The organism is Agrobacterium sp. 20P9.1.2 (assembly GCF_057799395.1).
In genome coordinates this window covers 346491-372971 of the sequence record NZ_JBYOKI010000002.1, presented here as the reverse complement: position 1 = coordinate 372971, position 26481 = coordinate 346491, and the positions used below count along the sequence as shown (strand labels likewise).

24 protein-coding genes are annotated in these 26481 nt (G+C 57.3%); 14 read left to right on the top strand and 10 right to left on the bottom strand.

The window, feature by feature from the left end:
- Nucleotides 1–66 precede the first annotated feature (66 nt).
- Complete coding sequence (locus AC27VJ_RS07560; protein ID WP_488683486.1) at nucleotides 67–1116, bottom strand: extracellular solute-binding protein; 1050 nt, start codon at nucleotides 1114–1116, stop codon at nucleotides 67–69.
- 450 nt (nucleotides 1117–1566) lie between these two features.
- Here AC27VJ_RS07560 and AC27VJ_RS07555 point away from each other — a divergent pair, with 450 nt between their 5' ends.
- Nucleotides 1567–2919 carry an aspartate aminotransferase family protein gene (locus AC27VJ_RS07555; protein WP_488683485.1) on the top strand — a complete coding sequence of 451 codons (1353 nt, stop codon included), beginning with the start codon at nucleotides 1567–1569 and terminating at the stop codon, nucleotides 2917–2919.
- 78 nt (nucleotides 2920–2997) lie between these two features.
- Here AC27VJ_RS07555 and AC27VJ_RS07550 read toward each other — a convergent pair whose 3' ends face one another.
- Together AC27VJ_RS07550 and AC27VJ_RS07545 are read right to left on the bottom strand one after the other, a co-directional pair.
- Entirely contained in the window at nucleotides 2998–3828 is an 831-nt protein-coding gene (locus tag AC27VJ_RS07550; protein ID WP_488683484.1) for an alpha/beta hydrolase, read from the bottom strand.
- 236 nt (nucleotides 3829–4064) lie between these two features.
- Nucleotides 4065–4616, bottom strand: coding sequence for a DNA-3-methyladenine glycosylase (locus AC27VJ_RS07545; protein WP_488683483.1), 552 nt, complete (start codon nucleotides 4614–4616; stop codon nucleotides 4065–4067).
- A 100-nt stretch (nucleotides 4617–4716) separates the two neighbouring features.
- On the opposite strand from AC27VJ_RS07545, the gene AC27VJ_RS07540 reads away from it, so the two are divergent.
- From AC27VJ_RS07540 to AC27VJ_RS07530, 3 genes are all read left to right on the top strand, one after another.
- Complete coding sequence (locus tag AC27VJ_RS07540; protein WP_488683482.1) at nucleotides 4717–5493, top strand: SDR family oxidoreductase; 777 nt, start codon at nucleotides 4717–4719, stop codon at nucleotides 5491–5493.
- A gap of 146 nt (nucleotides 5494–5639) precedes the next feature.
- Nucleotides 5640–6695 (top strand): L,D-transpeptidase family protein, encoded by a 1056-nt coding sequence (locus tag AC27VJ_RS07535; protein ID WP_488683481.1) that lies wholly within the window; start codon nucleotides 5640–5642, stop codon nucleotides 6693–6695.
- 27 nt (nucleotides 6696–6722) lie between these two features.
- Nucleotides 6723–7445, top strand: coding sequence for a L,D-transpeptidase (locus tag AC27VJ_RS07530; protein WP_488683480.1), 723 nt, complete (start codon nucleotides 6723–6725; stop codon nucleotides 7443–7445).
- A gap of 17 nt (nucleotides 7446–7462) precedes the next feature.
- Here the strand turns inward: AC27VJ_RS07530 and AC27VJ_RS07525 are convergent, their stop codons facing one another.
- Genes AC27VJ_RS07525 through AC27VJ_RS07515 form a run of 3 tightly spaced genes read right to left on the bottom strand, consistent with a single transcriptional unit; the run spans nucleotide 7463 to nucleotide 10399 of the window.
- Nucleotides 7463–8503 (bottom strand): response regulator, encoded by a 1041-nt coding sequence (locus AC27VJ_RS07525; protein ID WP_488683479.1) that lies wholly within the window; start codon nucleotides 8501–8503, stop codon nucleotides 7463–7465.
- Nucleotides 8504–8510: 7 nt separating this feature from the next.
- Nucleotides 8511–8948 carry a response regulator gene (locus AC27VJ_RS07520; protein WP_113086489.1) on the bottom strand — a complete coding sequence of 146 codons (438 nt, stop codon included), beginning with the start codon at nucleotides 8946–8948 and terminating at the stop codon, nucleotides 8511–8513.
- Nucleotides 8945–10399, bottom strand: coding sequence for a sensor histidine kinase (locus AC27VJ_RS07515; protein ID WP_488683478.1), 1455 nt, complete (start codon nucleotides 10397–10399; stop codon nucleotides 8945–8947). The genes AC27VJ_RS07520 and AC27VJ_RS07515 overlap by 4 nt, the downstream gene beginning before the upstream one ends.
- Before the next feature lie 303 nt (nucleotides 10400–10702).
- Here AC27VJ_RS07515 and AC27VJ_RS07510 point away from each other — a divergent pair, with 303 nt between their 5' ends.
- The gene (locus tag AC27VJ_RS07510) at nucleotides 10703–11569 is read left to right on the top strand and encodes a hypothetical protein (protein ID WP_488683477.1); all 867 of its coding nucleotides are present in this window, start codon (nucleotides 10703–10705) and stop codon (nucleotides 11567–11569) included.
- A gap of 46 nt (nucleotides 11570–11615) precedes the next feature.
- A complete protein-coding gene (locus AC27VJ_RS07505) occupies nucleotides 11616–12191 on the top strand; it encodes a YceI family protein (RefSeq protein ID WP_488683476.1) in 576 nt (191 codons plus the stop codon).
- Between the two features lie 147 nt (nucleotides 12192–12338).
- On the opposite strand, the gene AC27VJ_RS07500 is transcribed toward AC27VJ_RS07505, so the two are convergent.
- From AC27VJ_RS07500 to AC27VJ_RS07490, 3 genes are all read right to left on the bottom strand, one after another.
- Nucleotides 12339–13292: an acetyl-CoA carboxylase carboxyltransferase subunit alpha gene (locus AC27VJ_RS07500; RefSeq protein WP_488683475.1), complete on the bottom strand. Its 954-nt coding sequence runs from the start codon at nucleotides 13290–13292 to the stop codon at nucleotides 12339–12341.
- Between the two features lie 63 nt (nucleotides 13293–13355).
- The gene (xerD, locus tag AC27VJ_RS07495; RefSeq protein WP_488683473.1) at nucleotides 13356–14309 is read right to left on the bottom strand and encodes a site-specific tyrosine recombinase XerD; all 954 of its coding nucleotides are present in this window, start codon (nucleotides 14307–14309) and stop codon (nucleotides 13356–13358) included.
- A 21-nt stretch (nucleotides 14310–14330) separates the two neighbouring features.
- Nucleotides 14331–14483 carry a hypothetical protein gene (locus AC27VJ_RS07490; RefSeq protein WP_113086483.1) on the bottom strand — a complete coding sequence of 51 codons (153 nt, stop codon included), beginning with the start codon at nucleotides 14481–14483 and terminating at the stop codon, nucleotides 14331–14333.
- 171 nt (nucleotides 14484–14654) lie between these two features.
- Here AC27VJ_RS07490 and AC27VJ_RS07485 point away from each other — a divergent pair, with 171 nt between their 5' ends.
- Both AC27VJ_RS07485 and aroB read left to right on the top strand, forming a co-directional pair.
- Nucleotides 14655–15251, top strand: coding sequence for a shikimate kinase (locus tag AC27VJ_RS07485; protein ID WP_113086482.1), 597 nt, complete (start codon nucleotides 14655–14657; stop codon nucleotides 15249–15251).
- 3 nt (nucleotides 15252–15254) lie between these two features.
- Nucleotides 15255–16388 (top strand): 3-dehydroquinate synthase, encoded by a 1134-nt coding sequence (gene aroB, locus AC27VJ_RS07480; RefSeq protein ID WP_488683472.1) that lies wholly within the window; start codon nucleotides 15255–15257, stop codon nucleotides 16386–16388.
- Nucleotides 16389–16398: 10 nt separating this feature from the next.
- Here the strand turns inward: aroB and AC27VJ_RS07475 are convergent, their stop codons facing one another.
- A complete protein-coding gene (locus AC27VJ_RS07475) occupies nucleotides 16399–16680 on the bottom strand; it encodes a BolA family protein (RefSeq protein WP_488683471.1) in 282 nt (93 codons plus the stop codon).
- A 115-nt stretch (nucleotides 16681–16795) separates the two neighbouring features.
- Between AC27VJ_RS07475 and AC27VJ_RS07470 the strand changes: the two genes are divergently transcribed.
- The 6 genes from AC27VJ_RS07470 to AC27VJ_RS07445 all read left to right on the top strand — a co-directional run bounded on the left by AC27VJ_RS07470 (nucleotide 16796) and on the right by AC27VJ_RS07445 (nucleotide 26343).
- Complete coding sequence (locus AC27VJ_RS07470; RefSeq protein WP_113086806.1) at nucleotides 16796–17413, top strand: J domain-containing protein; 618 nt, start codon at nucleotides 16796–16798, stop codon at nucleotides 17411–17413.
- A 64-nt stretch (nucleotides 17414–17477) separates the two neighbouring features.
- Nucleotides 17478–18467 (top strand): cobaltochelatase subunit CobS, encoded by a 990-nt coding sequence (cobS, locus tag AC27VJ_RS07465; RefSeq protein WP_113086479.1) that lies wholly within the window; start codon nucleotides 17478–17480, stop codon nucleotides 18465–18467.
- A 97-nt stretch (nucleotides 18468–18564) separates the two neighbouring features.
- A complete protein-coding gene (cobT, locus tag AC27VJ_RS07460) occupies nucleotides 18565–20466 on the top strand; it encodes a cobaltochelatase subunit CobT (protein ID WP_488683470.1) in 1902 nt (633 codons plus the stop codon).
- Between the two features lie 100 nt (nucleotides 20467–20566).
- Nucleotides 20567–21502 carry an esterase-like activity of phytase family protein gene (locus AC27VJ_RS07455; RefSeq protein ID WP_488683797.1) on the top strand — a complete coding sequence of 312 codons (936 nt, stop codon included), beginning with the start codon at nucleotides 20567–20569 and terminating at the stop codon, nucleotides 21500–21502.
- Between the two features lie 489 nt (nucleotides 21503–21991).
- Nucleotides 21992–23242, top strand: coding sequence for an efflux RND transporter periplasmic adaptor subunit (locus AC27VJ_RS07450; protein WP_488683469.1), 1251 nt, complete (start codon nucleotides 21992–21994; stop codon nucleotides 23240–23242).
- Entirely contained in the window at nucleotides 23239–26343 is a 3105-nt protein-coding gene (locus AC27VJ_RS07445; RefSeq protein WP_488683468.1) for an efflux RND transporter permease subunit, read from the top strand. The genes AC27VJ_RS07450 and AC27VJ_RS07445 overlap by 4 nt, the downstream gene beginning before the upstream one ends.
- Nucleotides 26344–26481: the final 138 nt, after the last annotated feature.

Here is a 26481-nt window from a genome sequence, read left to right as displayed (position 1 = left end):
CACGCGTTGCGGTCATCGATCCAATGTCATGTTGGTAAGGAGCAGCGCGCTTCCAGCTTTCAGGTCTTAGCGACCCGCTGGAATGATCTTGCGGCGCCATGGCTGGAGAAGATCGTCGCGCATATCGCCGATGGTCATCCAATCAACCTTGATGAGCTTTTCCTGCTGAGCGGGGTCCATCATCGGAATGCGCTTGGCCGTGGCCTCGTCCACCTCGGCCTTTTTGTTGGTCGGCGCGTAGAACATAGCCTTCGCAAAGGCGGCCTGTGCTTCCGGCCCAATCGCATAGTTGATGAAGGTCTGCGTTGCCTCGGCTTCGGATGCCTTTTCGATGGCGCTGATGACGTTGATCTGCGACGCGGTGCCTTCCGCAGGGGCAATCGAATTCAGGCGGCCTTCCGTCTGATCGAAATAGAATTGCGAGCGTGCGTTCCAGCCGATTGAAACCGTGGCCGTACCGTTGGCAATGAGCGTATAGGCATCCGGCTTGGGCTCCCAGGTCTGAACGCGCGGTGCCAGTTCGACCAGCTTATCAACGCCGGGATCAATGGTTTTCTTGTAATCTTCTTCACCCGCCAGACGATTGGCGATAATGGTCAGTACGATGGCCTGAATGTCACCGCCACCCTGCGCCGGCAGAATGACCTTGCCTGCCTGCTTTTTATCCCACAGCGCTTCCCAGCTGACCGGCGGGGTGGGGAAAGCCTTGCTGTTATAAATCAGCGTCAACGTATCATAGGTCAATGGAATGGCGGCACCGCCAAGCTCCTTGCCGATATCGAAGAGATCCGCGTAGTTCGGAGTTTTGGCTGTGTCGAGTTCCGCGACGAGGCCCTCTTCCTTTGCGATCTTGGCCACCGAAAGGTCGTAGATCACGGCGTTCACCTGCGGCGCATCTCTTTGAGCGCGCATATTACCGAGCGATGTGGCTGCATTCTGCACGCCGTAATAGTTCACCTTGATATCGGGATGAGCCTTCATGAAGGGCTGGACGACGGCTTTCATGTAGTTTTCTTCGAACGGGCCACGGTAGCCCATGACGGTGATTTCCGCAGCGCTTGCATAAGCTCCCGACAGCATTGTCGCCGCGAATAAAGTAGCAGAAAGGACTTTCATGGAGATGCACTTCATATCGATATTCCCCTTTCACCTTGTTGTTGAGGAGACGATATGCAGCGTATCGGGAGGGGTCCAACGACTAAATTCTATCGCCTGTTTAGAATTTCTTTTCGAAAGGTGGAACTCTGCCGGAAGATAGATTTCTCTTAGAATGCTGATTTCAGAATATTATTTTCTGCATCGCTGCCGCTTTTTGGTTCTCGCGGAAGGATTTTTTGGCGTGAGCAAGATTGTTCTGATCCGCCCTTTATCGTTTTGCGCGTCTTGCGGTAGCTTCCGGCGCTCGCCGATTGCGACCTCCTATTATCTCGCCAAGAAATGGCTTGTGAAGCAAAGAGCAGACGATAGCATGCAGTCACGGGTGTCAGGTGGATGCCAGTCAAAGCACGGATAGAGTCCCAGACCAAGGGTCGGAGCTGCAATAACAGGGAACGTAGGAGCAAGCTTGTGAACATTATGCCGAATTCCATCGAAGGCCGCGATATTGCCTATCAGATGCATCCAAACGTGAACCTGAGGAAATACGAAAAGACCGGTGGTCTGGTCATCGAATCCGGTGAGGGCATTTACGTCTTCGATAATAACGGCAAGCGCTATATCGAAGGCCTTGCGGGTCTGTGGTCGGTCGCAATCGGCTTTGGTGAAAAGCGGCTGGCGGAAGTGGCCAAGGCGCAGATGGAGAAGCTGCCCTATTACCACACCTTTGCCTATAAGACGCATGCACCGTCCATTGATCTGTCCGAAATGCTGATCAAGCTCGCGCCTGTGCCGATGTCCAAGGTGCATTTCACCTCGTCGGGTTCCGAAGCCAACGACCTCGCCTGCAAAATGGTGTGGTATCGCTCCAACGCTCTCGGCAAGAAGGACAAGAAGAAGATCATCGGTCGTATCAAGGGCTATCATGGTGTGACCATTGCCGCAGGCTCCATCACCGGCCTGCCGCGCAACCATGAAAGCTTCGATCTGCCGCTCGACCGGATGATCCACACCTCCTGCCCGTCCTATGTTCATTTCGGTGAGGCCGGTGAAAGCGAAGTCGATTTCACGGCGCGTATGTTGAAGGATCTGGAAGACCTGATCCTCAAGGAAGGCCCGGATACGATCGCTGCTTTCTGGGGAGAGCCGGTGATGGGTGCAGGCGGCGTGCTGGTGCCGCCGGATGGTTACTGGGCTGGCGTACAGGACATTCTGAAGAAATACGACATTCTCCTCGTTGTCGATGAAGTCATCTGCGGCTTTGGCCGTACCGGCAATATGTTCGCGTGCCAGACCTATGGTATCGAGCCTGATGTGCTGGTGCTGTCGAAGCAGATTTCGTCTTCCTACCTGCCCCTCTCGGCCATCCTGATGAATGACCGCTTTTATCAGCCCATAGCCGATGAATCCGACCGTATCGGCGTCTTCGGTCACGGCTTTACCGCGTCCGGCCATCCGGTGGCGACGGCTGTTGGGCTGGAAAATCTCAAGATCATTCAGGAGCGTGATCTGGTCGGCAATGCTGCGCGGCTGGAGGAGAAATTCCTGTCCCGTCTGGCAGAGTTGGCGAAGCACCCGATTGCGCATTCCTCACGCGGCGTTGGCCTGCTTGGCGCGCTGGAAATCAAGCCTTGGAGCGATGCGAAGGCAGGAGATGCGGCTGCGGCTGTTACCGTAGCGCTGGAGCATGAGGGCGTGATTGCCCGTGCCGTTGGCGAAGCTGTCTGCTTCTGCCCGCCTTTGATCATCACGGCTGAGCAGATCGATGACATGTTCGATGCGCTGGGACGCGCACTGGACGCCGTGGCTGCTTCCCGCGGCTAACAGATCAAGCTTTTCGGTGAGAAGCGAAAGGGCGTGGGATCTCCACGCCCTTTTTGATTCAGCCGTCAATGCAGCGCGTCAAATGTCGGTAAGCGCGCGGGTGAGGGGATGATTGGGGTCCGCCATTCCGTCAAGCACGTCGAAATGGTGGCGGTTAGGCTCGGCATAGCAGGATGTTTCCGCGCCAAGCCCGGTCCAGATGTTGGCCAGAAGCGCGTTCTGACGGATGAACTCGTGCCGCTCTGCGCCGCCTACCCAAGCGCAGATGCGCGCATGGGCAACCGGGCGCAAAAGCGCCGGGCTCTCAGCCGCCGCCTCTGCGTCATCGATGTGAAGTGATTCATTGAGCTGGCTGCGCATCAGCGGGCGTAGATCATGCAGGCCGGAAATCGGTGCGGCGATTTCAATGCGGTCCAGAATAGCGGTGGGCAAAGGAGAACCGGCGCTGACCATGCGGGCCGACAGATGCCCTCCCGCCGAGTGGCCGGTGACGATGATCGGTCCTGCAATTTCTTCCGCCGCCTTTGTAATAGCAGCACCCATCTGGCGACCGATCTCTGTGATGCGAACATCCGGGCAAAGATCATAGGATGGCATTGCCACCGCAAAGCCGCGCTCAACGCAGCCATTTGCGAAATGAGACCAGTAGCTCCGGTCGAGGCTTTTCCAGAAGCCGCCGTGAATGAAAACGACGAGGCCGCGCGGCGTGCCTTCTGGCAGGAAGACATCCATAGCGTTGCGTTCACCCGGCCCATAGGAGACATCCAGCTTTGCCAGCCCCTTTGCCAACATGGCCGCGCGATAGTCTGCCGCAGGCTTGACCCAAGCAGCAGGCCAGCGATCTCCACCGGCAATGTGAATGCCGTTGGAATAGGCATCCGTGTAGTCAGCAACGAGGTGATAATTCATGACGCAACCTTTATAGTGATGACCGAATATTGAAAATTCTGGCTTACGCGTAAAGCGCGAAAATGAACTTTACGATAGTCACGGCATAAAATTGTGCGGTGGCGCAAACGACCGTTTCGCCTATATTCAGACCGGCGTCGGCATAGTTGATGAGTTGCGAGCTTGGGTCGCCCTGTGTGGGCACGAGTAAGGCTAACGAGAAAATGACGTCTGGCTGGGGTGAGCCAATACCCCTCTCAGAATTTTCGACTTAAAAACCTCGATCCGTCCAGTCCAAAACGCCAAGGTTGATTGATGGCTTTTGAAATACCGATACGGGGACCGGCGATTGTCGAAGTCGTTGCCGGGCCTCTTCTGACGAGAATGGGTCCGCTCGTCAGCACTACGCCATCCATCTCGGCTGTGATGCCCAGCGATTGCGTCAGCTTTCCCGGTCCGGAACAGAGGTTGGTTACGTCGCTGATATTACGACGCAGTTTCATCAGGTCGATGCCTGTCGTCGGCTCTAACGCGCGGATCAGCACGGCAGAGCCAGAGGTGCAGACGATGTTGGCACACCAGTGCAGCCCATAGGACCGATAGACATAGAGATGGCCGGGCGGGCCGAACATGGTTTTGTTGCGGGGCGTCGGGCCATTGAAGCTGTGCGAGGCCGGATCATCCGGGCGATAGGCTTCCGTTTCCACGATGATGCCGCCGGTATTTTGGACGTGGAATACGCAGCCGATGAGCGCTTCGGCAACGAACACGGCGTCTCGGGAATAAAAGCTTTGCGGAAGGACGGTCATGTTTGCACGCGTGTTTGACGGGAACAACGCGGGAGTCCACGCTGTTGTGTTTGAGTTAAGCCGTTCGGCAGGCAAGATATAGTCATAAAGGAAGAAAAGCATGGCATTAGCAAAAGTTGCGCTGGTGACGGGAGCAGGCTCGGGTATCGGAAAAGCGTCGGCGCTTGCTTTGGCAAAAGAAGGATATGCCATCGGCCTCTTGGGACGCACGAAAGATGAGCTTGATTCCGTTACGGATGAAATCCGGGCAAATGGCTTCGAGGCGATGACATTGCTCGCAGATGTTTCCGATGAAGAGCAGATGGGTGCCGCCACTTCCGAGCTCGTCAGCAAATTCGGCAGACTGGATGTCGTCGTGGCCAATGCGGGCATCAACGGCGTCTGGGCGCCGATTGAGGATTTGAAACCGGATGAGTGGGATCAGACGATCAACATCAATCTGCGCGGTACCTATCTGACCATCAACAAGGCCGTGCCGCATATGAAATCGACCGGCGGCTCTATCGTCATCGTGTCATCCATCAACGGCACCCGCACCTTTACTTCACCCGGCGCAACCGCCTATTCCGTGACCAAAGCTGGCCAACTGGCCATGGCGCAGCAGCTTGCGCTGGAACTGGCGCGTTATGGCATACGGGTGAATGCCGTCTGCCCCGGTGCCATCGAAACCGAAATCGATGACAATACGGATATTCGCTCCAAGGATGAGACGGAGATTCCGGTCGAGTGGCCGCAGGGCAATATTCCGGTATCGCGCGGCCAGCCGGGCAGAAGTGAAGATGTCGCTGATCTCATTGTTTTCCTCGCAGGAGACAAGTCTCGACACATAACCGGTAGCCCGGTCTGGATTGATGGCGGGCAGGGGCTACTGGTCTAAAGCCTGAAAGCCTCACTTTGTTGTGTTCGTATGATTAACGAACCTGTAACGCAAATTCACGACTCTTTGTCCCTCGGAATGGTTGCCGTCATGCGGCCAACTTCTCTATGTACGGTTTCGCTTACAGAGGCGGGCAAGGCGTTTTAATGAGCATTTTACATCTTTCGAGGTTCGTACCTGCGAAGCTGCGGAGCGTATTCAACGCATCGGCGAGGGCAACAGCCGTCGCTGTTGTGTGTGGCGCGCTCGCGGCCTGCACATCCATGGGGCTTGATACCGCCAACAGAGCCCCGCCGAAGCTGTCTTCGAAAGTTGCAGCTTCCATGTCCGCCAAGGGCATGAAGCCAGAAAGCCCGGTGCTCGTTCGCATCTTCAAGCAGGAGAGCGAACTTGAGGTCTGGAAAGTGGACAAGACGGGCAACTACGCCCTGTTCAAGACCTACCCCATGTGCCGCTGGTCCGGTAAACTGGGCCCGAAAACCAAAAGCGGTGACAGGCAGGCGCCGGAAGGGTTCTACCATGTCTCGGCAGGCATGCTGAACCCGAACTCGCAATATTACGTCTCTTTCAATCTCGGCTATCCGAACCGGCTGGAGTCGGCTCTCGGTTACACGGGCGAAGCCTTGATGGTGCATGGTGCGTGCTCATCGTCCGGCTGCTACGCCATGACGGACCAGCAGGTCGGCGAAATCTACGCCATTGTCGATAGAGCCCTGAAGGGTGGACAGAACCAGTTCCAGGTTCAGGCCTATCCGTTTCGCATGACGACGCGCAATATGGCTGCGTACAAGAACGACCCCAACTTCACCTTCTGGAAAACCCTGAAAGAAGGTTATGACTATTTCGAACTGACCAAGCGTCAGCCGAAAGTATCCGTCTGTGGCCGTCGCTATGTGTTCAACAGCGAATTTGCGGGCGGTGAGCCATCCGACCCGCTGGCGAGCTGCCCACAGACGATCAACCAGCCGGAACCGGCCATTGCCGCCAAGCTTGATGCCGAACAACAGAAGCTCACAGTTGCGTTAAACGAAGGAACTTCGAGCGCGGTCAACGCTTATGTCGACGGCGGGATGCACCCCAGCTTCCGCGCTTTGTTGAAGAACGATGGCGCAACGAGCATGGCAGCAAAAGTTTCCGGCACGAAATACCCCATCAGCCGCCCCGATGCGGCGCTCGCAGACCCGTTTGCGGGTGCGAGATGATTATCTGGACAAGGACATCGATTGACAATGCATGACACCACCCGCCGGTCTTTCCTCTTCAGCTCTGGAGGCCTGGCCCTGACAGCGCTTGCCGGATGCACTACCACGCCGCGCGAAGTCGCACAGAATAACCGGCCTGTGGTTGATCCCTTCTACGCGGAAATCTATGGCCCGAAGCCGGATGAGCAGTTCCCGCTGCCGGCTATTCCCTATGAGAAGATCGACCGCCGCTTCTACCGCCAGATGGTCGAAAATCCGACCGGTGAGCGCCCAGGAACGATCGTTGTCGATACAGCCAACCATTTCCTCTATCTGACTTATGAGGGTAATCAGGCCATGCGTTATGGTGTGGGTCTCGGTCGCGCCGGTTTCGAATGGGCGGGCAGGGGCGTCATCCAATATAAGCGCCAATGGCCTCGCTGGACGCCGCCAACGGAAATGATCGCCCGTCAGCCTGAGCTTGAGCCCTACAGTGCGGCCAATGGCGGCATGGCGCCGGGTCTCATGAACCCGCTTGGCGCGCGTGCGCTGTATATTTTCAAGGATGGCGTAGACACGATTTACCGTCTGCACGGTTCGCCGGAGTGGTGGACAATCGGCAAGTCGGTTTCATCAGGCTGCGTGCGACTGATGAACCAGGACATTATCGACCTCTACAATCGTGTGCCAGACCGCACACCGATTGTGGTGATGTCAGGAACGCCCGGTTCGCAGAACATCGCCATGGTGCCGATGGCAGAGCCTTACTAAGCTCGTTGAGCAATAGATCAGTGGGAAGGAGTGTTTTCTTCCCACTGCACGCAAATCGACGCGCCCTGAGATGAAGGCGTGGCAGACTGGCTGACAGTTGCGCGCAGGCTTTGTGCCATGGCGGTAATCAGGCGTGTGCCGAGGCCCGTGCCTTTTGGCGGGTTGTTGCCGCTGATTCCGATGCCGTCATCTTCAACAACCAACCGCACCATGTTCTCCTGCGTTTTCAGCAGAATACGAATGTCGCCGACACCATCGGGGTAGGCGTATTTAATGGCATTGGTGGTCAATTCGGTGACGATGACGCCGAGAGCCACGGCCTGATCCGGCGATGCCTTGACGGTTTCCATATCGGTCACGATGCGGATTTTTTCGCTGTCTTGGCCCGAGCGCGCGAGATCGTGAATGATGGAGGAGAGATAGGAATCAAGCTCCACTTCGCCCACGTTGTAAGCGGTGTAAAGACTGCGATGAACGCCTGCGATGGCTGAGATGCGGCTTTGGGTTTCCAGAAGTGCCGTGCGGGCCTCTTCAGTCGCCACCGCATTCAACTGCATGCGAATCATTGCCGACACCAATGACAGGCTGTTGGCGATACGGTGGTTCATTTCCTTGGCCATCAGCTCGGCGCGTTCTTTCGCCTGCACCAATTGCCGTTCGGCTTCTTCCTTTTCGCGGCGCAGCTGGAAGTTATCCAGGGCTTGCTGAATGGAGTTCAGCAACAGCGGAAAGAAGTCGTCACCAACGGTCTTGATGACGTAATCCGCCGCGCCCGCCTTCAGCGCATCGATGGCGATCTGGGCTTCGCTTGCGCCGGTAACGTAAAGAACGGGGATATCCCGGCATGCGTCACCAATACTGGCGAGGAACTGAAGGCCCGTTCCATTCTGGAAATAGTGGTCGAGAACCACCGCATCGAAAGTATTCGCCCCAAACTCTTCCAGTCCGGCGTGAACCGAGGCTGCGTGAACCACCGTTATGTCATGGCGACCAAGCACGCGCTGCGCGAGCTTTGCGAGCGTTGGGTCGTCATCGACATACAGTATTCGCAACGTCATCAAGCTTTCACGGGACCTGAATTACAGAGAAGAAGAGACCGAGGTTTCGGATAGCGGTTGCAAAACCCTCATAGTCTACAGGCTTGGTGATATAGACATTTGCGCCAAGATCATAGCACTTCTGTATCTCGGTTTCGTCATCGGTCGTGGTAAGTACAACCACCGGAAGACGTTTTGTGTATTCGTTGCTCTTGATCTGCTCGAGGATCTTGATCCCGGACATATCCGGGAGATTGAGATCGAGCAGTATCAGCAGATAACGATCCTTGCTGACGAGCCCATCGCGCTCCGGGCCCAGGATGAAGTCCAGCGCCTTGTGGCCGAGCGTGAAGGGCACGATCTCGTTATTGACGCCAGCGCGGCGCACATTCTTTTCGATGAGGCGCGCATGACCCTCATCGTCTTCGATCATCACGATCGTAACTTCTTGTCCTGTGGCTTTCATATGTCGCTCCCGCGCGTGATTTTCCGAAGATCTGTCGGCAGTGTCAGGTGGAATGTGCTGCCTTTGCCGAGTTCGGATGTGACCGTAATGTCTCCGCCTAAATTTCTGATGAGTGAGCGCACATGGGCAAGGCCTATGCCTTCGCCCTGCTGGTCCTGTGCGCCTGCCCGGCGGAAGAGTTCGAAAATGCGTTCAAAATCATCGTCGGCAATGCCGCGACCATTGTCGCTGACGTCAACGCGAACAATGCCCCGACCCTGCGGCAGAATGCGGGCGGAAAGCTGCAATGGCCTGCCCGGCATCTGATACTTGACGGCGTTGTCGAAGAGGTTGCCCAGGATCTGGTCCAAAGAAATCCTGTCGCTGATGACAGTGAAATTCTGGACCTCCACATCGATTGTGCCATCAACGGCGCTGACCTGATGCTGAACGCTGGCCGCTGCGCCCACAAGAAGCTCCTTGAGGTCGACTTTTTCGGCCTGAAGCTTTCTGCGCCCATCGCGGGAAATCTTGAGAATGGCGTTGATCAGCTGATCCATCTTGCGGGTGGAGGAGCGAATGAAGCCAATGGCTTCCGGTAAGTCCTCCTCAACCGCGATCTTCGCATCCTGCGCATCCCGGTCGGAAACCGGATTTTCACCGGCCAGAACAAAGGCCTGCACCGGCTTCAGCGATGAATCGAACTCCGACAGAAACCCCATGATGTTGACCAATGGCGCACGCAGATCATGCGTCACGATATAGGCAAAGCGCTGGATTTCCTGATTGGCGCGAATGAGGTCTCTCGTTCTCTCATCTACGCGCTCTTCCAGCCCGCGGTTCAGCTCATCCACCTCTTCGCGGGAGCGCATCAACTCGCGAATATATTTCATGATCAGCGCAAGCGCACCGCCAATCACGGCAAGGATGGCAACGGCGCCGAGGATCGTTACCCAACGCAGGTTTTCCGCCGCAGACAGCTGGTCTGCGACGATGACGCGCAAACGGTCATCGGTCGTCTGCTGGTAGCGATTGAGGGTGCCGCGAATTTCCCGCATATAAGCGAGGCCAGTATCGCTGCGAACGAGGTCGATGGCCTCCTGTGTACGGTTATCCCGCACGAGGTCGATACCGCGACCGATTTCGGCGAGTTTCGCATCCAGATTGGACTGGAGCTTGGGGAGATCATTGACATATTCCGGGCGCTCGCCGATGCGCTCGACGAGAAGCGCACGTTTCTTGCCAAGCGTCTCCAGAGCTTCCCGATAGGGCGAGAGGTAGCGCTCGTCGCCGGTCAGGAGAAAACCGCGCTGCCCGGTTTCTGCATCCTGCACCATTGTCAGAACGTCCAGAATGGAGGCGCGCAGCCTGCGCAGTTCGGCAGTTTCCTGCGAGTATTTGTTGTTTGCCTGCACCAGCCAGAGTGAGGTCGCAACCATGCCGACAAGCAACGCAACACCCAGTCCCAACATTATGAGTGTTCGGCGAATGAACGCAGATAATTTTGCCACCGCATGCCCCGCAGTTTTTAAGATATTTCGTAAGTAGTCCAGCCTTGATGGGTTGCGCAAGTCGTTGCTGCATCATTGGTTAAGTTGTTCACTTTTATCGAACAAAGCGTCACCCCTCATGTCACGTCGATGTGACGGGTTCGTGTTTGAAGCGCGGTTGCAAGCACGCTGAAACTCGGACTAGCGTCGCGCGCAGATCGGGCAGCGCTCGTGCACTGCTTCGCTCAATATTCTAATTTAGATTTCAAAGGTATAGCGACAAAAATGCTGCAAACCATGCTTCTGACAATCATTGCCATTCCCTTGGTATTTGGTGTTGCAATTGCCTTTTTGGCCCGACAGTTGCCGGGCGCTCGCGGGGTCATTCTCGCACTGCTCGTTCCCGTCTGCGCAGCAGCGGTGTTCATTATTCTTGAAGGGTTTCCGGCCTTCCCGCCGGTGCGTGCCCTCCACAAGCTGCCGCATGTCCTGGTAATCGGCGGCTTGGTTCTGGCTGTCGCTTCTTGGCGCTTGCGCGTCCAGTCCGCTGTTATCTCAGGTGTCGCAACCTTGATTGCTCTTGGTCTGCCTGTCTGGTGGATCGGCAAAAACATTCTCGCAAGCAACCAGCAGAAACTGATCGTAACGCTGGCGCTTGTTGCCATTGCAGTTGCCGGGGTTATCTGGTTCGCATCGAAACGCAAGGCCGAGACTGGCGTGCAGAACCCGGTCTTGCCGCAAGCCGTCTTTGCGACGTCGCTCGCCACTTCCCTCGTCGCCATTCTTGGCGGCTACATGGGCATGGCGATGTTCAACGGCGCGCTGACGGCACTGTCCGGCGGTTATCTGTTGGTGACCTACATCGCCTACCTGCGCGGAGACCGCACAGCTTTTGCGCTGGGTCATGTCAGTGGATTTGCCTTTGCATGGGTTGCCTATATGGGCCTGCTCACGACCGCGATGCTCGCGCCAGTCGCGTCATCTGCTGCTCTCGTCGCAACAGGACTGACGCTCGGCTTGTTGCCCCTATCCGCCCATATCAGCCGTCTGCCCAACGTTCCCGCAGGCTTGCGCCCCATTCTGTTCGGCCTGCTGGCCGCCGTTCCCGCGATTGCGGGCATCCTCATCGCCGGAGTTCAATTTTCCGGCTGATAACCGTCCGACATGTCGTCGGATATCTTCCCAAATGGAGACATATATGAAGCTTCTTGCAACGACCGCCGCCCTTTTCGGCCTTCTCGCCGGCACAGCTCTCGCTGCCGATGCTTATGAAATCGACCCGACCCACGCATGGGTCAACTTCAAGACCAACCATGCAGGCTGGTCGAATGCCCATGGCAACTTCAAGACGGTTTCCGGCACCATCTCCTTCGACAAGGAAGATGTGACGAAAAGCTCCATCGAACTGAAGATCGATGCAGCCAGCATCGACACCAACAATGAGAAGCGCGATACGCATCTCAAGAGCCCGGACTTCCTGAATGTCGAGGAATTCCCGGAAATCACCTTCACCAGCACCGCCATCGAAAAGACCGGCGACAAGACTGCGAAGGTCACCGGTGACCTTACTTTGGCTGGCACCACCAAGCCCGTTACGCTCGACGTGACATGGAACAATGAATCGCCGCTTCCATGGGATGCGACGAAGATCAAGACCGGCTTCTCCGCAACGGGTGGCTTCAACGGCGTCGATTTCGGCATCAGCAAACTCACAGAGTTCGGTCTTGGCCCGGACTTCAAGCTCGACATCGATTTGGAAGCACTGAAGAAGTAAGGCCGGTCAGGTCTTTCGTCTTGAATAATCGGGCGGCTGCGCATTGCAGCCGCCCTTTTTGTTTTCGGGTGTCAACAGCCTATACGCAAACAAAAAGCCCACCGGCGTTGTCACGCAGTGGGCTTGTTTTTCATCGATAGAGTTGGATTACAGGCTGCGGCCAATATCCAGGAACTTCTGGCGGCGTTCTGCACGCAACTGGGTGCCGGACTGAGGCAGGAGTTCCTTCAGTGCGGCTTCGATTGTCTTGCCGGTTGCCTCGATCACTTTCGCTGGATCACGATGGGCGCCGCCCATGGGCTCTGGAATGATCGCATCGATCACGCCCAGCGCCTTCAGATCGTCCGAAGTGATGCGCATGTTTGTTGCAGCTTCCTTCGCGCGAGTGGAATCGCGCCAGAGAATGGAAGCGGCACCTTCCGGTGAAATGACCGAATAGATGGCATGTTCGAGCATATAGACACGGTTGCCGGTGGCGATGGCGATTGCGCCGCCAGATCCACCTTCACCGATGACCACAGAAACAATCGGAACTTTCGCGTTGAGGCACATTTCTGTCGAGCGGGCGATGGCTTCCGCCTGTCCGCGCTCTTCCGCGCCAACACCCGGATAGGCACCTGCCGTATCGATCAACGTAACGACCGGCAGAGAGAAGCGGTCGGCTAGTTCCAGCACGCGGATCGCCTTGCGATATCCTTCGGGGCGCGGGCTACCGAAATTGTGCTTCAGGCGCGATTTGGTGTCGCTGCCCTTTTCCTGGCCGATAATGGCAACCGGCTGTCCGTTGAAGCGGCCAAGGCCTGCCTGGATTGCGGCGTCTTCGGCAAACTTGCGATCGCCTGCAAGCGGCGTGAAATCCGTAAACAGGGCTTTGGCATAATCCACGAAATGCGGACGCTGCGGGTGGCGCGCGACCTGCGTTTTCTGCCAGGCATTCAGCTTGGAGTAAATGTCCTGCATCGCGTCGTTGACGCGGGATTCAAGACGCGAAATCTCCTCCGATGTATCTATGCTCTCGTCTTCGGCAGCGAGCTTTTTCAGCTCAAGAATCTTGCCTTCCAGGTCCGAGATAGGTTTTTCGAAGTCGAGGTAGCTGTGCATGAGATCCGTTTCCGATCGTTTTGCGCAAGGTTTGACCGGGTGGTCCCGGCGGTTCCGGTCGCTCTATTCAAGGTTTTTAGCCTGTTTGGCAAGAGGGTGGTGCGTTTGTACCAGCTCTTGAAGCCGTTCTTCCAGCACATGTGTATAGATTTGTGTCGTGGAAATGTCCGAATGGCCCAGCAGTTCCTGTACCGCGCGCAGGTCCGCACCGTTCTGAAGAAGGTGGCTGGCAAAGGCGTGGCGCATGACATGCGGTGAAATTGCCGAAGGCGAGAGACCCGCCCGGATGGCGATGTCTTTCAGGTCGCGCGCAAAAACCTGTCGCGGCAGATGTCCTTCCTTGCCGTTGGAAGGAAACAGCCACGGGCTTTCCGGCACGCCCTCTTTTTTGGGGATAAGTGCTTTGCGCGCCCGGTCATAGGTGTCCATGGCTTCCATGGCAGCGCGGGAGAGCAGTACCATGCGGTCCTTGTTGCCCTTGCCGCGGATCATCAGGAAACGCCCTTCATGCCGCAAAACCTTTGCAGACAGCGACACGAGTTCGCTGACACGCATGCCGGTGGCATAAAGAAGCTCCAGCAGAAGATGCATGCGGATCCGCGAGACCTGACCGGGCCCTTCCTTGCTGGCCTCGGTGGATGCCTGAGCCAGAAGGGTTGTGACATCCGCAACGCTCATGGTTTTGGGAAGGGAGCGACCTTTCCTGGGCGCATCCAATATGCCCGTCGGATCATCGCCACGCAGACCTTCCGAATAGAGAAACTTGTAGAACTGCCGCATGGAGGACAATCGGCGCGCTTGTGAGGATGCGGCAAATCCCTGTGCCGAAAGATGTTCGAGATAGGCCGAGAGATCGCTGGTCGCCGCGTCAGACATCGGCACCTTGCGCTGTTGCAGAAAATCTCTGAGGTCGTTCAGGTCGCGGTCGTAGGACGATAGCGTGTTGGCCGCAGCCCCACGCTCGGCGCTCATCATCTCCAGAAAACTGTCGAGCCTTGCGGCATCCTGACCGGCCATGGATGTCTTCTTTTTCTAGGGTCAGGGGGTGGGCGGGTTCAAGCGTTCGGAGGGAATGCGCACCGTCACTTCACGTTCGCGTGGCTGGACCAGCATGACGAGCGAAACCATGCTGCCATAGATGATGCCCGCAATGGCAGCCAGCACGAAGATGAAACGGAAAAGGGTAGGCATGGACACTCCGGTGCACGTCTTGGGCATAATATGAGATGCGCCTGAAGCAAGGACAAGGCCGATGCCCTGCCGAGAGGCGCGTCTTCCAGCTGATTCTCTTTCTATAAGGCGCAATTAGGCTTGACGCTTGGTAAACATTTGCAGATACCGATGCCAAACGGGCCATCATTCATGAGCGAAACCAACACAGCGGTTCACCCCGGTATGGGTGAGAAAAGTATCGGCGAACGGGCACGGGCTAAGCTCGGAAGACGAAACCTCGTTTTCGTGGGATTGATGGGTGCGGGCAAGTCCGCAATTGGCAGGATGGTTGCACAGCAACTCCGAGTTCCTTTCATCGATACGGATGTCGAAATCGAGCGCGTGTCGCGCATGACGATTTCAGAGCTTTTCGCGTCCTATGGAGAAGATGAGTTTCGTGCGCTGGAAATGCGGGTGATCAAGCGCCTGTTGCGTGGCGGGCCGAAGGTCGTCTCCACCGGTGGCGGAGCCTTCGTCAATGAGAGCACCCGCAGGCATATCAAGCGCGGCAGCATCTCCATGTGGCTGAAGGCTGACCTTGACGTGTTGTGGGAGCGGGTCAATAAGCGCGACAACCGGCCACTTCTCAAGACGGAAAACCCCAAGGCCACGCTGATGGCGCTGATGGAACGGCGTTACCCGATTTACGAGGAAGCCGACATAACGATCGAATCGCGCGATGTCCGCAAGGAGATCATCGTGAATGAAGTGCTGGAAGCCATCGCCGGCACCGAACAGAAGGCCTGATCCATGACCGCTCACGACACCCACATCGAAGAACGCCTCGTGCATGTCCCGCTCGGCGAACGCGCCTATGACATTCTGATCGGGCCGGGTCTGGTGGGGCGTGCCGGTGGGGAAATCTCCTCTCGCCTCAAGGGCAAGCGCGCCGCCATCATCACCGATGAGCATGTCGCGCCGCTCTATCTGGAAGCCTTGATGGATGGTCTGCAGACGGATGGCATCGAAGCCGTTTCGCTAACATTGCCTGCTGGTGAAAAGACCAAGAGCTTCGAGCATCTGGGTACGGTTTGCGATACCGTACTCGCAGCGCGCATTGAACGTAACGATGCCGTGATTGCGCTCGGTGGCGGGGTGATTGGCGACCTGGCAGGCTTTGCTGCAGGCATCGTGCGTCGCGGCGTGCGCTTCGTGCAAATACCGACCTCGCTTCTGGCGCAGGTGGATTCCTCCGTTGGCGGCAAGACAGGCATCAACTCCCGCCACGGCAAAAATCTTCTCGGCGTTTTCCATCAGCCTGATCTCGTACTGGCCGACACCGCCGTCCTCGACACGCTGAGCCCACGCGAATTCCGCGCCGGTTATGCGGAGGTCGTCAAATACGGCCTCATCGACAAGCCGGACTTTTTCGAATGGCTGGAGAAGAACTGGGGGGATGTTCTCAAGGGCGGCCCGGCCCGCATTCAGGCCATTGCAATCAGTTGTCAGGCGAAGTCGGATGTTGTCGTGGCAGATGAGAAGGAAAATGGCGTCCGCGCCCTTCTCAATCTCGGCCATACCTTCGGTCACGCGCTGGAAGCAGCAACGGAATATGACAGCAGGCGTCTGGTGCATGGCGAAGGTGTGGCCATCGGAATGGTGCTGGCGCACCAGTTCTCCGCGCGGCTCAACCTTGCCAGCCCTGATGATGCCGCCCGTGTCGAGGCGCATCTGAAGGCCGTTGGCCTGCCGACCACCATGAAAGACATCCCGGGTAAGCTGCCGCCAGTGGAAACGCTGATGACTGCAATAGCGCAGGACAAGAAGGTCAAGGGCGGCAAGCTAACCTTCATCCTGACCCACGGCATCGGTCAGTCATTCGTGGCCGATGATGTGGCAGCGTCGGAAGTGCAATCCTTCCTCAGCGAGAAGCATCCGGGCTAACGGCACGACGTCAGAACCGGGTGGGCTCACCCGGTGCCGCGACCTCGATGGCAAGTGCATGCAGCCCTGCATCCAGCTCCGGTTTCAGCAGCGCATTGATGGCGCGGTGGCGGTCCACCCGTGACTTGCCGGAGAAGCTCTCCGACACTATCTGAACACGCATATGTGTTTCGCCCGTGCCGGTTATGCCCGGCTGATGCCCTGCATGCATGTGACTTTCATCGATCACATTCAGCCGGACCGGCGAAAACGTCTCGTTGAGCTTGTTTTCTATGTGCTCGCGCAGGGACATTTGTTCGGTCTCCAAATCGATGTTTGTCTGTGAAAAGGGGCTCTCTAGAAACCTGTAACATTCCGCTTTGTCAATTCTTGTTGTGCGCGTTTTCGCGCACCATAATCAGGTTACCATGAAACTGGATTCGAAATATTTCGACCGCATTCGCACGCGCCGCAAACGGGACCGGGAACCTGAGGTTCAGACCGTGACCTGTCAGTGGGATGGCTGCGACAAGCCGGGCGTTCACCGCGCTCCCGTCGGCCGCAATGCCGAGGGGCAATTCTTCATGTTCTGTTTCGAGCATGTGAAGGACTACAACAAGGGCTATAATTATTTCTCCGGCCTGTCGGACAGCGAGATCGCGCGCTATCAGAAAGAGGCCATCACCGGCCACCGCCCCACCTGGACTGTGGGCGTGAACAAAACCGCCAGTGACAGCCCGCTGCATTCAACACTTCGCTCCGGCGCGGCCAATGCGCGCATCCGCGATCCCTTCGGATTTGCAGGGCAGGGACGCAGCGGCGGGCCGCGTTACCAGCAGAGCCGCAAGTTGAAGACGCTGGAACAGAAAGCCTTCGATACGCTTGGTCTTTCCGTCAATGCAGCGAAAGAAGATATAAAACGAAGCTATAAGGAGCTTGTCAAAAAGCATCATCCTGATGCTAATGGGGGTGATCGCGGATCGGAAGAGCGTTTTCGTGCTGTTATTCAAGCCTACCAATTGTTAAAGCAATCCGGTTTCTGCTAAGCCCTTTTGTGTGATCGCCTGAAAGATATGTGGCCGGGTGGCTGCTACCCGCCTTGGAGACGTTATGAGCAAAATTGACCTGGATATTACCAACCTGCCGGATACGACTGTTTCCGTGCGCGAAGTTTTCGGCATCGATACGGACCTGCGCGTCCCTGCCTATACGCAGGGTGATGCCTATGTGCCGGATCTAGACCCCGACTACCTGTTCGACCGCGATACGACGCTCGCCATTCTTGCCGGTTTTGCTCACAATCGACGCGTCATGGTGTCGGGTTTCCACGGAACGGGTAAATCCACCCATATCGAACAGGTCGCGGCCCGCCTGAACTGGCCGTGCGTGCGCGTCAACCTCGACAGCCATGTCAGCCGTATCGACCTCGTCGGCAAGGACGCCATCGTTCTGAAGGACGGCAAGCAGGTTACTGAATTTAAGGACGGCATTCTGCCTTGGGCATACCAGCACAATGTCGCGCTGGTCTTCGATGAATACGATGCCGGTCGCCCGGACGTGATGTTCGTTATCCAGCGTGTGCTGGAATCCTCCGGCCGCCTGACCCTGCTCGATCAGAGCCGCGTCATTCGTCCTCACCCCGCATTCCGTATTTTCGCGACCGCCAACACGGTTGGCCTTGGTGACACCACCGGCCTTTACCACGGCACGCAGCAGATCAACCAGGCGCAGATGGACCGTTGGTCTGTCGTGACCACGCTGAACTATCTGCCGCATGAGCAGGAAGTGAATATCGTCGTTGCCAAGGTCAAAAGCCTCGACAATGCCAAGGGTCGCGAAACCGCTTCCAAGATGGTGCGCGTGGCGGACCTCACCCGTTCGGCGTTCATCAATGGTGATCTTTCCACCGTCATGAGCCCGCGTACGGTCATCACCTGGGCGGAAAATGCCGATATTTTCGGCGATATCGCCTTTGCCTTCCGCGTGACCTTCCTCAACAAGTGCGACGAGCTGGAGCGGACGTTGGTGGCTGAGCAGTATCAGCGCGCATTCGGCGTTGAACTGAAGGAAAGCGCTGCGAACATCGTTCTGAGCGCCTGATTTCCCCGGTTTGACCGGAGAACATCACCGATGAGTTGAAGACGTTACCCTTCCGCCTCTGGCTGGCGGGTAACGTCCAGAATCGACAGGAAAGACAATGGCAGGCCGCGGCGATAATGTGAGACCCAAATCGGGGATGGTCATCGACACCGAACCGTTGCGTCAGGCCATTACCGGATGTGTGCGCTCGATTGCTGGCGACGCTGAAGTTGAAGTCGTCTTCGCCAATGAGCGTCCGGGCCTTGCCGGTGAGCGTATGCGCCTGCCGGAAATTTCCAAGAAGCCGACGGCTCAGGAAATCGCCGTTACCCGTGGTCTCGGCGACTCCATGGCTTTGCGCCTTGCCTGCCATGACAGCGACGTGCATGCCAGCATGGCCCCGCAGGGTGCTGATGCCCGGTTGATCTTCGATGCGGTGGAGCAGGCGCGTGTCGAGTCCATCGGTGCGCGACGCATGCCGGGCATGGCCTCCAACATACGCGCCATGAACACCGAGAAATACGCCAAGGCCAATTTCGTCAACATCAATACCCAGGAAGACGCACCGCTGTCCGAAGCGGTCGCCATGATGGTGCGAGAGCGTCTGACGGGCGAAAAGCCCCCGGAAAGTGCCGGCAAGGTGCTGGATTTGTGGCGCCCCTTCATCGAAGACAAGGCTGCCGCCGACCTTCGCGATATCTCGACCGTCGTCGAAGATCAGAAGGCGTTTTCCAAGCTCATCCGCAAAATGCTGACCTCCATGCAGATGGCGGAGGATTTCGGCGACGAGGAAGAGCCCGATACCCAGGAAGCGGAAACCGACGAAGACCAGCCCGCCAGCAACGAGACGCAGGACGAACAGGTCGAAGAAGACGCCGGTTCCGATGCTGCCCCTGCCGAAGAGAGCGAAGCCTCTCAGGAGCAGATGGAAGACGGCGAAATGGACGGAGCCGAGATGTCGGAGGACGAAATGTCCGACGATCTCGATGAGGATTCCGAAACACCCGGTGAGACACGCCGCCCTAACAGCCCATTCAACGATTTCAACGAGAAGGTTGATTACCGCATCTTCACGCAGGAATTCGACGAGGAGATTTCGGCCGAAGAACTTTGCGACGAAGCCGAACTCGACCGCCTTCGCGCCTTCCTCGACAAGCAGCTTGCGCATTTGCAGGGTGCGGTCGGTCGTTTGGCCAACCGTCTGCAACGCCGCCTGATGGCGCAACAGAACCGCTCCTGGGATTTCGATCTGGAGGAGGGCTATCTCGATCCGGCACGTCTGGTGCGCCTCATCATCGACCCCATGCAGCCGCTCTCTTTCAAGAAAGAGCGTGACACGAAGTTCCGCGATACGGTCGTGTCGCTGGTTATCGATAATTCCGGTTCCATGCGTGGCCGTCCCATTACTGTTGCTGCCACCTGCGCCGATATTCTCGCGCGCACGCTGGAACGGTCGGGCGTCAAGGTCGAGATTCTTGGATTTACGACCAAGGCCTGGAAGGGCGGGCAGTCGCGTGAGCAATGGCTGGCGGGCGGCAAGCCACCGTCTCCCGGTCGTCTCAACGATCTTCGCCACATCATCTACAAGTCGGCGGATGCTCCATGGCGCCGCGCGCGCCGCAATCTCGGCCTGATGATGCGCGAAGGGCTGCTGAAGGAAAACATCGACGGTGAAGCGCTAATGTGGGCGCATAACCGCCTGATCAATCGCCCTGAGCAGCGCAAGATCATGATGATGATCTCTGATGGTGCACCGGTGGATGACTCCACGCTATCGGTCAATCCCGGTAACTATCTGGAGCGGCACTTGCGGGCGGTTATCGAGCAGATCGAAACACGTTCGTCTGTCGAGCTGCTGGCGATCGGTATCGGCCATGATGTGACGCGCTACTACCGCCGCGCAGTTACCATCGTGGATGCGGACGAACTGGCCGGAGCAATGACCGAGCAGCTTGCTGCGCTGTTTGAAGATACCAGCACTGCGCCCCGTCGTGCCGGCAGGATGCGCCGTGCGGGCTAAGCCGCGCGGCGACCGTGGTTCGATACGGTCTGGCAATCCTATCCGCGGTCAACTCTTCGCAATTGCGGCCCTCCTCGTGGGGGCGCTTTTTCCTTCCGGCATGGCCGCAGCAACAGTTGACGTGCAGGTCACTGCGCGACCGATCTCGGCATTCAAAGTTGGGTCTGATCAGAAGCGCTTCGGCAAACTGGAATTCGTCGGTGGGCTGATCATGGATTCGCCTGAACCGCTGTTCGGTGCCATCTCCAGCATCCGCTTCATGCCGGATGGCCGGAGTTTTCTTGCCGTGCTGGACACGGGACACTGGATGAAGGGGGAGATCGAGCGCAATCAGGCCGGTGCCTTGTCCGGTCTTTCCAATGTTCACATCGACCCCATGCTGGATGAGAACGGACGCGAGGCCAAGCGCAAGGTCGATATGGATGCGGAAGGGCTGGCGCTACGCGGCAAACAGGCCTTTGTCAGCTATGAACAGAGACCTCGCATCGACATTTACAATGCGGACAACCTCGCAACGGCCAAGCCAGTCGGGCAACTGCCGCATCTCATTCCCGATCATGAATTCCGCCGCAATGCAGGGATGGAAACCCTTGCTCTATCTCCCGCCAACAGCCCGCTGAGGGGTGCCATGGTCACGGTGGCAGAGGCGAGTGTCGATGGCCACGGCAATCTCTACGCCGCTACTCTGGAAGGAAAGCGCAAGGGGCTCTTCTCCGTCATCAAGGGCGGCTCTTTCGCTGTCACGGACGGTGCATTTCTGGACAATGGTGATTTGCTGCTGTTGGAGAGACGCTTCAATCTGGCCGAGGGCGTCGGCATGCGCATCCGCCGGATTGTTGGTGAAACCATCAAGCCCGGCGCTATCGTGGATGGTGACGTCATCATCGAAGCCGATCTTTCCAACCAGATCGACAATATGGAAGGCCTCGATGTCGTTAAGGCTTCAGACGGCTCGACGCATCTGATCGTCGTCTCTGACGATAACTACTCCTTCCTGCAACGAAATGTGATGCTGGAATTCAAGCTGATCGAGTAGCGTACCGGTCGCCGCCTCCCATGCTTCGAAGAAGTTTTCGCGGTACTGCGAGCCGATCCGACCGCGCGCTATGTCGTTCCTGGCAAACATAAAAATCCGCTTTCTTTCAGTCAGCGAAGAGCAAACTGCGGTAAAACTCGGTCCCTCGCGTGAGTTAATCCGAGAGCGTTACTTTCCAAATAGCTTACATATTACAGTAATTTAATCTTCCATCATCTTTCGTTTTCCTGTGTTGGCGCGTTAAGTGATCGCCAGGAAGAATGGCAGCTGCGCCGTCTGCCGACCTCTTTGTATAGTGAAAGCTTGAAGAGGCATGGTCATCTCGGCAGCCCACCAGACCGTCCGCGCTTATTATTCAATTCGAAGTTAACTGCATACGCATCGATCAACGGCAAGCATCGGCAAGTGAAAATTAGGTTTTGCTTGGTGTAATCTCGTCGTCATACGTGCCTTCTGTCCATCGGATTTGGTTCCTCAAAGGACTTCTGCATGAAATACATCGTTACAATTTTGCTGGTCGCCGCCATTTCTCTCCTGCTCTTTGTTTATCGCGGAGAGTTTGAGGCCTATCTGCCGGCATGGGCGAACCCGACACAGACAACCTCGGGTGCCACCCATTCTGCGGCCAATGGCCAGACCAGAAATGGCGATAAGCGAGGCGGCGCAGCGCAGGCAGGCGCGCGTACATCTGCCGTAACAGTGGCCGTTGCAAAGTCCGGCTCTATTCCGGTGGTTCGCCAGACAATCGGTACCATCGTCCCGGTGGCATCGACAGCGCTGACCAGCCCAATTTCCGGTATCGTCGCCAATGTGCTGGCCAAGGATGGCGCAGAGGTCAAGGCCGGTGATCTTCTGGTTCAACTGGATGACCGCACCATCAAGGCGAATATCCAGCGCGATGAGGCGCAGCTTGCCAAGGACCAAGCTTCGCTGGATTCAGCCAATACGACGCTGGCGCGGGTGGAATCGCTCAGCAAATCCGGCGTCGATACACAACAGCAATTCAGCGATGCCGCTGCCGCCGCAAAACAGGCTGCGGCCACGGTTGCGGTCGATCAGGCCAATCTGGCAGCAGACAATGTCACGCTGTCGCAAACGCAGATCCGTGCGCCTTTTGATGGCAAACTGGGTGCGGTGCTTCTGTCGGCAGGCGCCTATGTCGCCCCCGGTGCTGACGTCGTGCTGCTGACGCAGATGAAACCCGTCTATGCGGAATTCGTGCTGCCGGAGCCGGACCTTGATCTCGCCCGTTCCAACCTCGCCAGCAAAAGCCTGACTGCGGATGTCTACCCAACGCAGGCTCAGGGCAAGGATGCATCCGCCTCGGGAAGCGTCGTGTTTCTCGATAACAATGTCGATGCCGCATCAGGCACTTTCAAACTGCGCGTTCTGCTGGACAATCAGAGCGAAACCTTCTGGCCGGGCCAGTCGCTGAAGGTCACCGTCAATGCCGGGCAGATGGACAATCTGGTCACGGTGCCGCTGGTTGCGCTTCAGCCACAGGCGGGCGGCTATGTCTCTTACGTCGTGAAGCCGGACAAGACCGTTGAGAAGAGAAAGGTCACCCTGGCGCTCAGCAATGGTAATCTTGCGGGTGTTTCCCAAGGCATAACAGAGGGTGAGTTGGTCGTGACCGAAGGGCAGGCGAGCCTGACCGATGGCAGCCATGTGGTGGTCAACCAGACCGCAGACCCTGCCGATACCAAGGCGGAAATATCTCAAAACGGTGTTTCCCTATGAATATCTCCGAGATTTTCATCCGCCGACCGGTAGCGACCATACTTCTCATCATCGGCGTGCTACTTGCCGGTGCCGCCGCCTATAAGAACCTGCCGGTCGCGGCCCTGCCGCAAGCAGACTTCCCCACGATCAACGTCTCTGCCCAGCTTGCCGGGGCTGCACCCGATACGATGGCGAGCTCGGTCGCCACACCGCTTATCAAGCAGTTCGAAACCATCGCCGGTATCGATACGATCACTGCCAGCTCTTCTCTCGGCAACACGCAAATCACCATCCAGTTCAACCTGTCGCGCAACATCGATGCGGCGGCGGCGGATGTGCAGGCAGCTATTGCGCGCGCGCAGCGGCAATTGCCCGACAACATGACCTCGACCCCGAGCTACCGCAAGTCCAACCCCGCCGATGCGGCAGTGATCATTCTGGCGCTGACGAGCGACGGTGCCGATCTGACGAAAATGGACGATCTGGCCGAAAACATCATTTCCCCGGCACTATCGACCATCTCAGGTGTGGCGCAGGCACAGATTTTCGGTGCGAAAACCTACGCCGTGCGTGTGGAAGTCGATCCGTCCAAACTGGCCAATCGTGGGCTGTCGCTGGATGGGCTGTCCAACACTCTGGCAGCCGCCAACGACCAGTCGCCAATCGGCACGTTGCAGAACTCGTCGCAGGCGCTGACACTGGATGCGTCTACGCAGCGTACCGATGCCGCGTCCTTTCGCACGTTGATCATCGCCAATCCAAACGGGCGGGCCGTTCGCCTGCAGGATGTTGCGACCGTCAATGACAGCGTGGAAGTGCTCAATCAGGGCAGCTGGCTGGATGGCACGCCCGCAATTGTGCTTTCCGTACAGCGTCAGCCGGGTGCCAATACGGTGCAGGTGGTGGACGCAATCAAGGCCAAGCTTCCCGAGCTTCAGGCCAGCATGCCCGCCAACATGCATATCAATGTCGTCAACGACGCTTCGGTCTCAATCCGCGCCGCCGTGGCCGATGTCGAAACGACGCTGATGGTCACACTCGGCCTTGTCATACTCGTCATCTACCTGTTTCTGCGTCAGGTCTGGGCCACACTTATTCCGGGTCTGGCCGTTCCGCTGTCGCTGGTCGCAACGCTGGGTGCCATGTATGCGCTGGGTTTCTCCATCGACAACATCTCGCTGCTGGGGCTGACGCTTTCCGTCGGTCTGGTGGTGGATGATGCTATCGTGATGCTCGAAAACATCGTGCGCAAAGTGGAAGAGGGGATGCCGCCATTTCAGGCTTCCGTGGAAGGCAGCAAGGAAGTCACCGGCACGATTATCTCCATGTCGATTTCACTCGTCGCCGTGTTTTTGCCGATCCTGTTGATGGGCGGTATCGTTGGTCGTGTGCTGAACGAATTCGGTGTCGTCGTCACCCTGGCCATCATGTCGTCTGCCATCGTTTCGCTGACGGTCACGCCCATGCTGGCCGCGCGTCTGCCGCATCACAAAGAGCCGGAACACGCCAAAAAGACGTTGTTCGACCGCGCGACGGATGCTTACAGCTGGTCTGTCGGCTGGTGCCTTGAGCACCGCATGGTGGTAATGCTGATGTTCGTGCTGACGCTGATCGGTTCCGGCTGGATGTTCTCAAGCCTCGCCCGCAGCTTTTTCCCCACGGAAGACATCGGCCTGCTGACGGTTTCCACGCAGGCGCGGCAGGATATTTCCTACAAGGCGATGAGCATTCTTCAGTCCAAGGCAGCGGAGATTTTGTCTGCAGATAAGTCCGTGGCCCATGTCACCTCCACGCTTGGCTCCGGCCCCGGCGGCTCGGCGCTGAATTCGGGCACGCTTCTGGTGCAGCTGAAGCCCGCCGAAAACCGCCCGGCGCTTGACGTCACGCTCAACGAGTTGCGCCATTCGCTATCCACGATTGCCGGCTTGCGAACCTTCATCACCCCACAGCAGAGCCTTCGTTTCGGCGGTCGCAGCACCCAAAGCCAGTATCAGGTCGTGCTGCAATCCATCGATGCGCCAGCTGCGCGGCAATGGTCGCAAACGCTGGCCGACGCCATGCGTGCCGACAACAGCTACTTCGTGGATGTCGCCTCGGATTTGCAGGATAACGCCCTGCAAGCCCATGTCGCGGTCGATCACGACCGGGCAAACAGCTTGGGCGTGACGTCGGAATCGATCAGAAAGACCCTGGAAGCCGCTTTCGGCAGCTATGTCGCGACGCAAATCCAGACCACCGGCAACAGCTATGATGTGATTCTGGAATATGACCAGTCCATCGAATGGACGGAGCAGGCTCTGGGCGCAATCCGAGTGGCCTCCTCGTCCGGAACACTGGTTCCGTTGTCGAGCTTTGCGACTGTGTCGCGCGTATCGGGTCCGGTCACCGTCAACCAGACGGGACAGCTAACCTCCGTTACTCTCTCGTTCAACCTGCCTGCGGGTGTCTCGCTGGGTTCTGCCACGGCGCAGATCGATGCCTTGAAGCAGCAGATCAATCTTCCGGCAACCGTCACGACAAACCTTGCCGGTGCCGCGCAGATATTCAAGCAGACGAGCGATAGCACCGGCCTTCTTATTGGGGCGGCGGTTCTCACCATCTATATCGTGCTTGGCGTGTTCTACGAAAGCTTCCTGCATCCGATCACCATCCTCTCGGGCCTGCCATCGGCTGCCTTCGGCGCTCTGCTCACGCTCAAGCTCTTCGGGTTTGACCTGTCCATCATCGCCCTGATCGGTCTTTTGATGCTGATTGGTATCGTCAAGAAAAACGCGATCATGATGATCGACGTGGCGCTGACCTTGCAACGCGATCAGAAGATGCCGACGCTTGAGGCCATTCACGAAGCCGCCGTGCGCCGCCTGCGACCCATTATGATGACCACCTTCTGCGCTCTCTTCGGGGCGCTGCCGATTGCGCTTGGTACGGGCGCAAGCTCGGAGCTGCGCCAGCCTTTGGGTGTCGCGGTGGTCGGGGGGCTGATCGTCAGCCAGATATTGACGCTCTTCATGACCCCTGTCGTGTTTGTGGAAATCGAACGGCTGTCTGATTTCATCAAATCGCTGTGGAGCCGTGGGCGGCACAAGCCTGTTACGGAAACGACGCCCAACTTGACATGAGAAAAGTCGGGCTGACGCCTCAACGAGACGTCAGTCCGACATGAACGAGCAGGCTCTATTGGCTTGGAATGCAATGTATTTGCTCTCGTCGCGGACATGTGCGAAAGTGCTGATCTATATGCAACACGGCCATAGTAC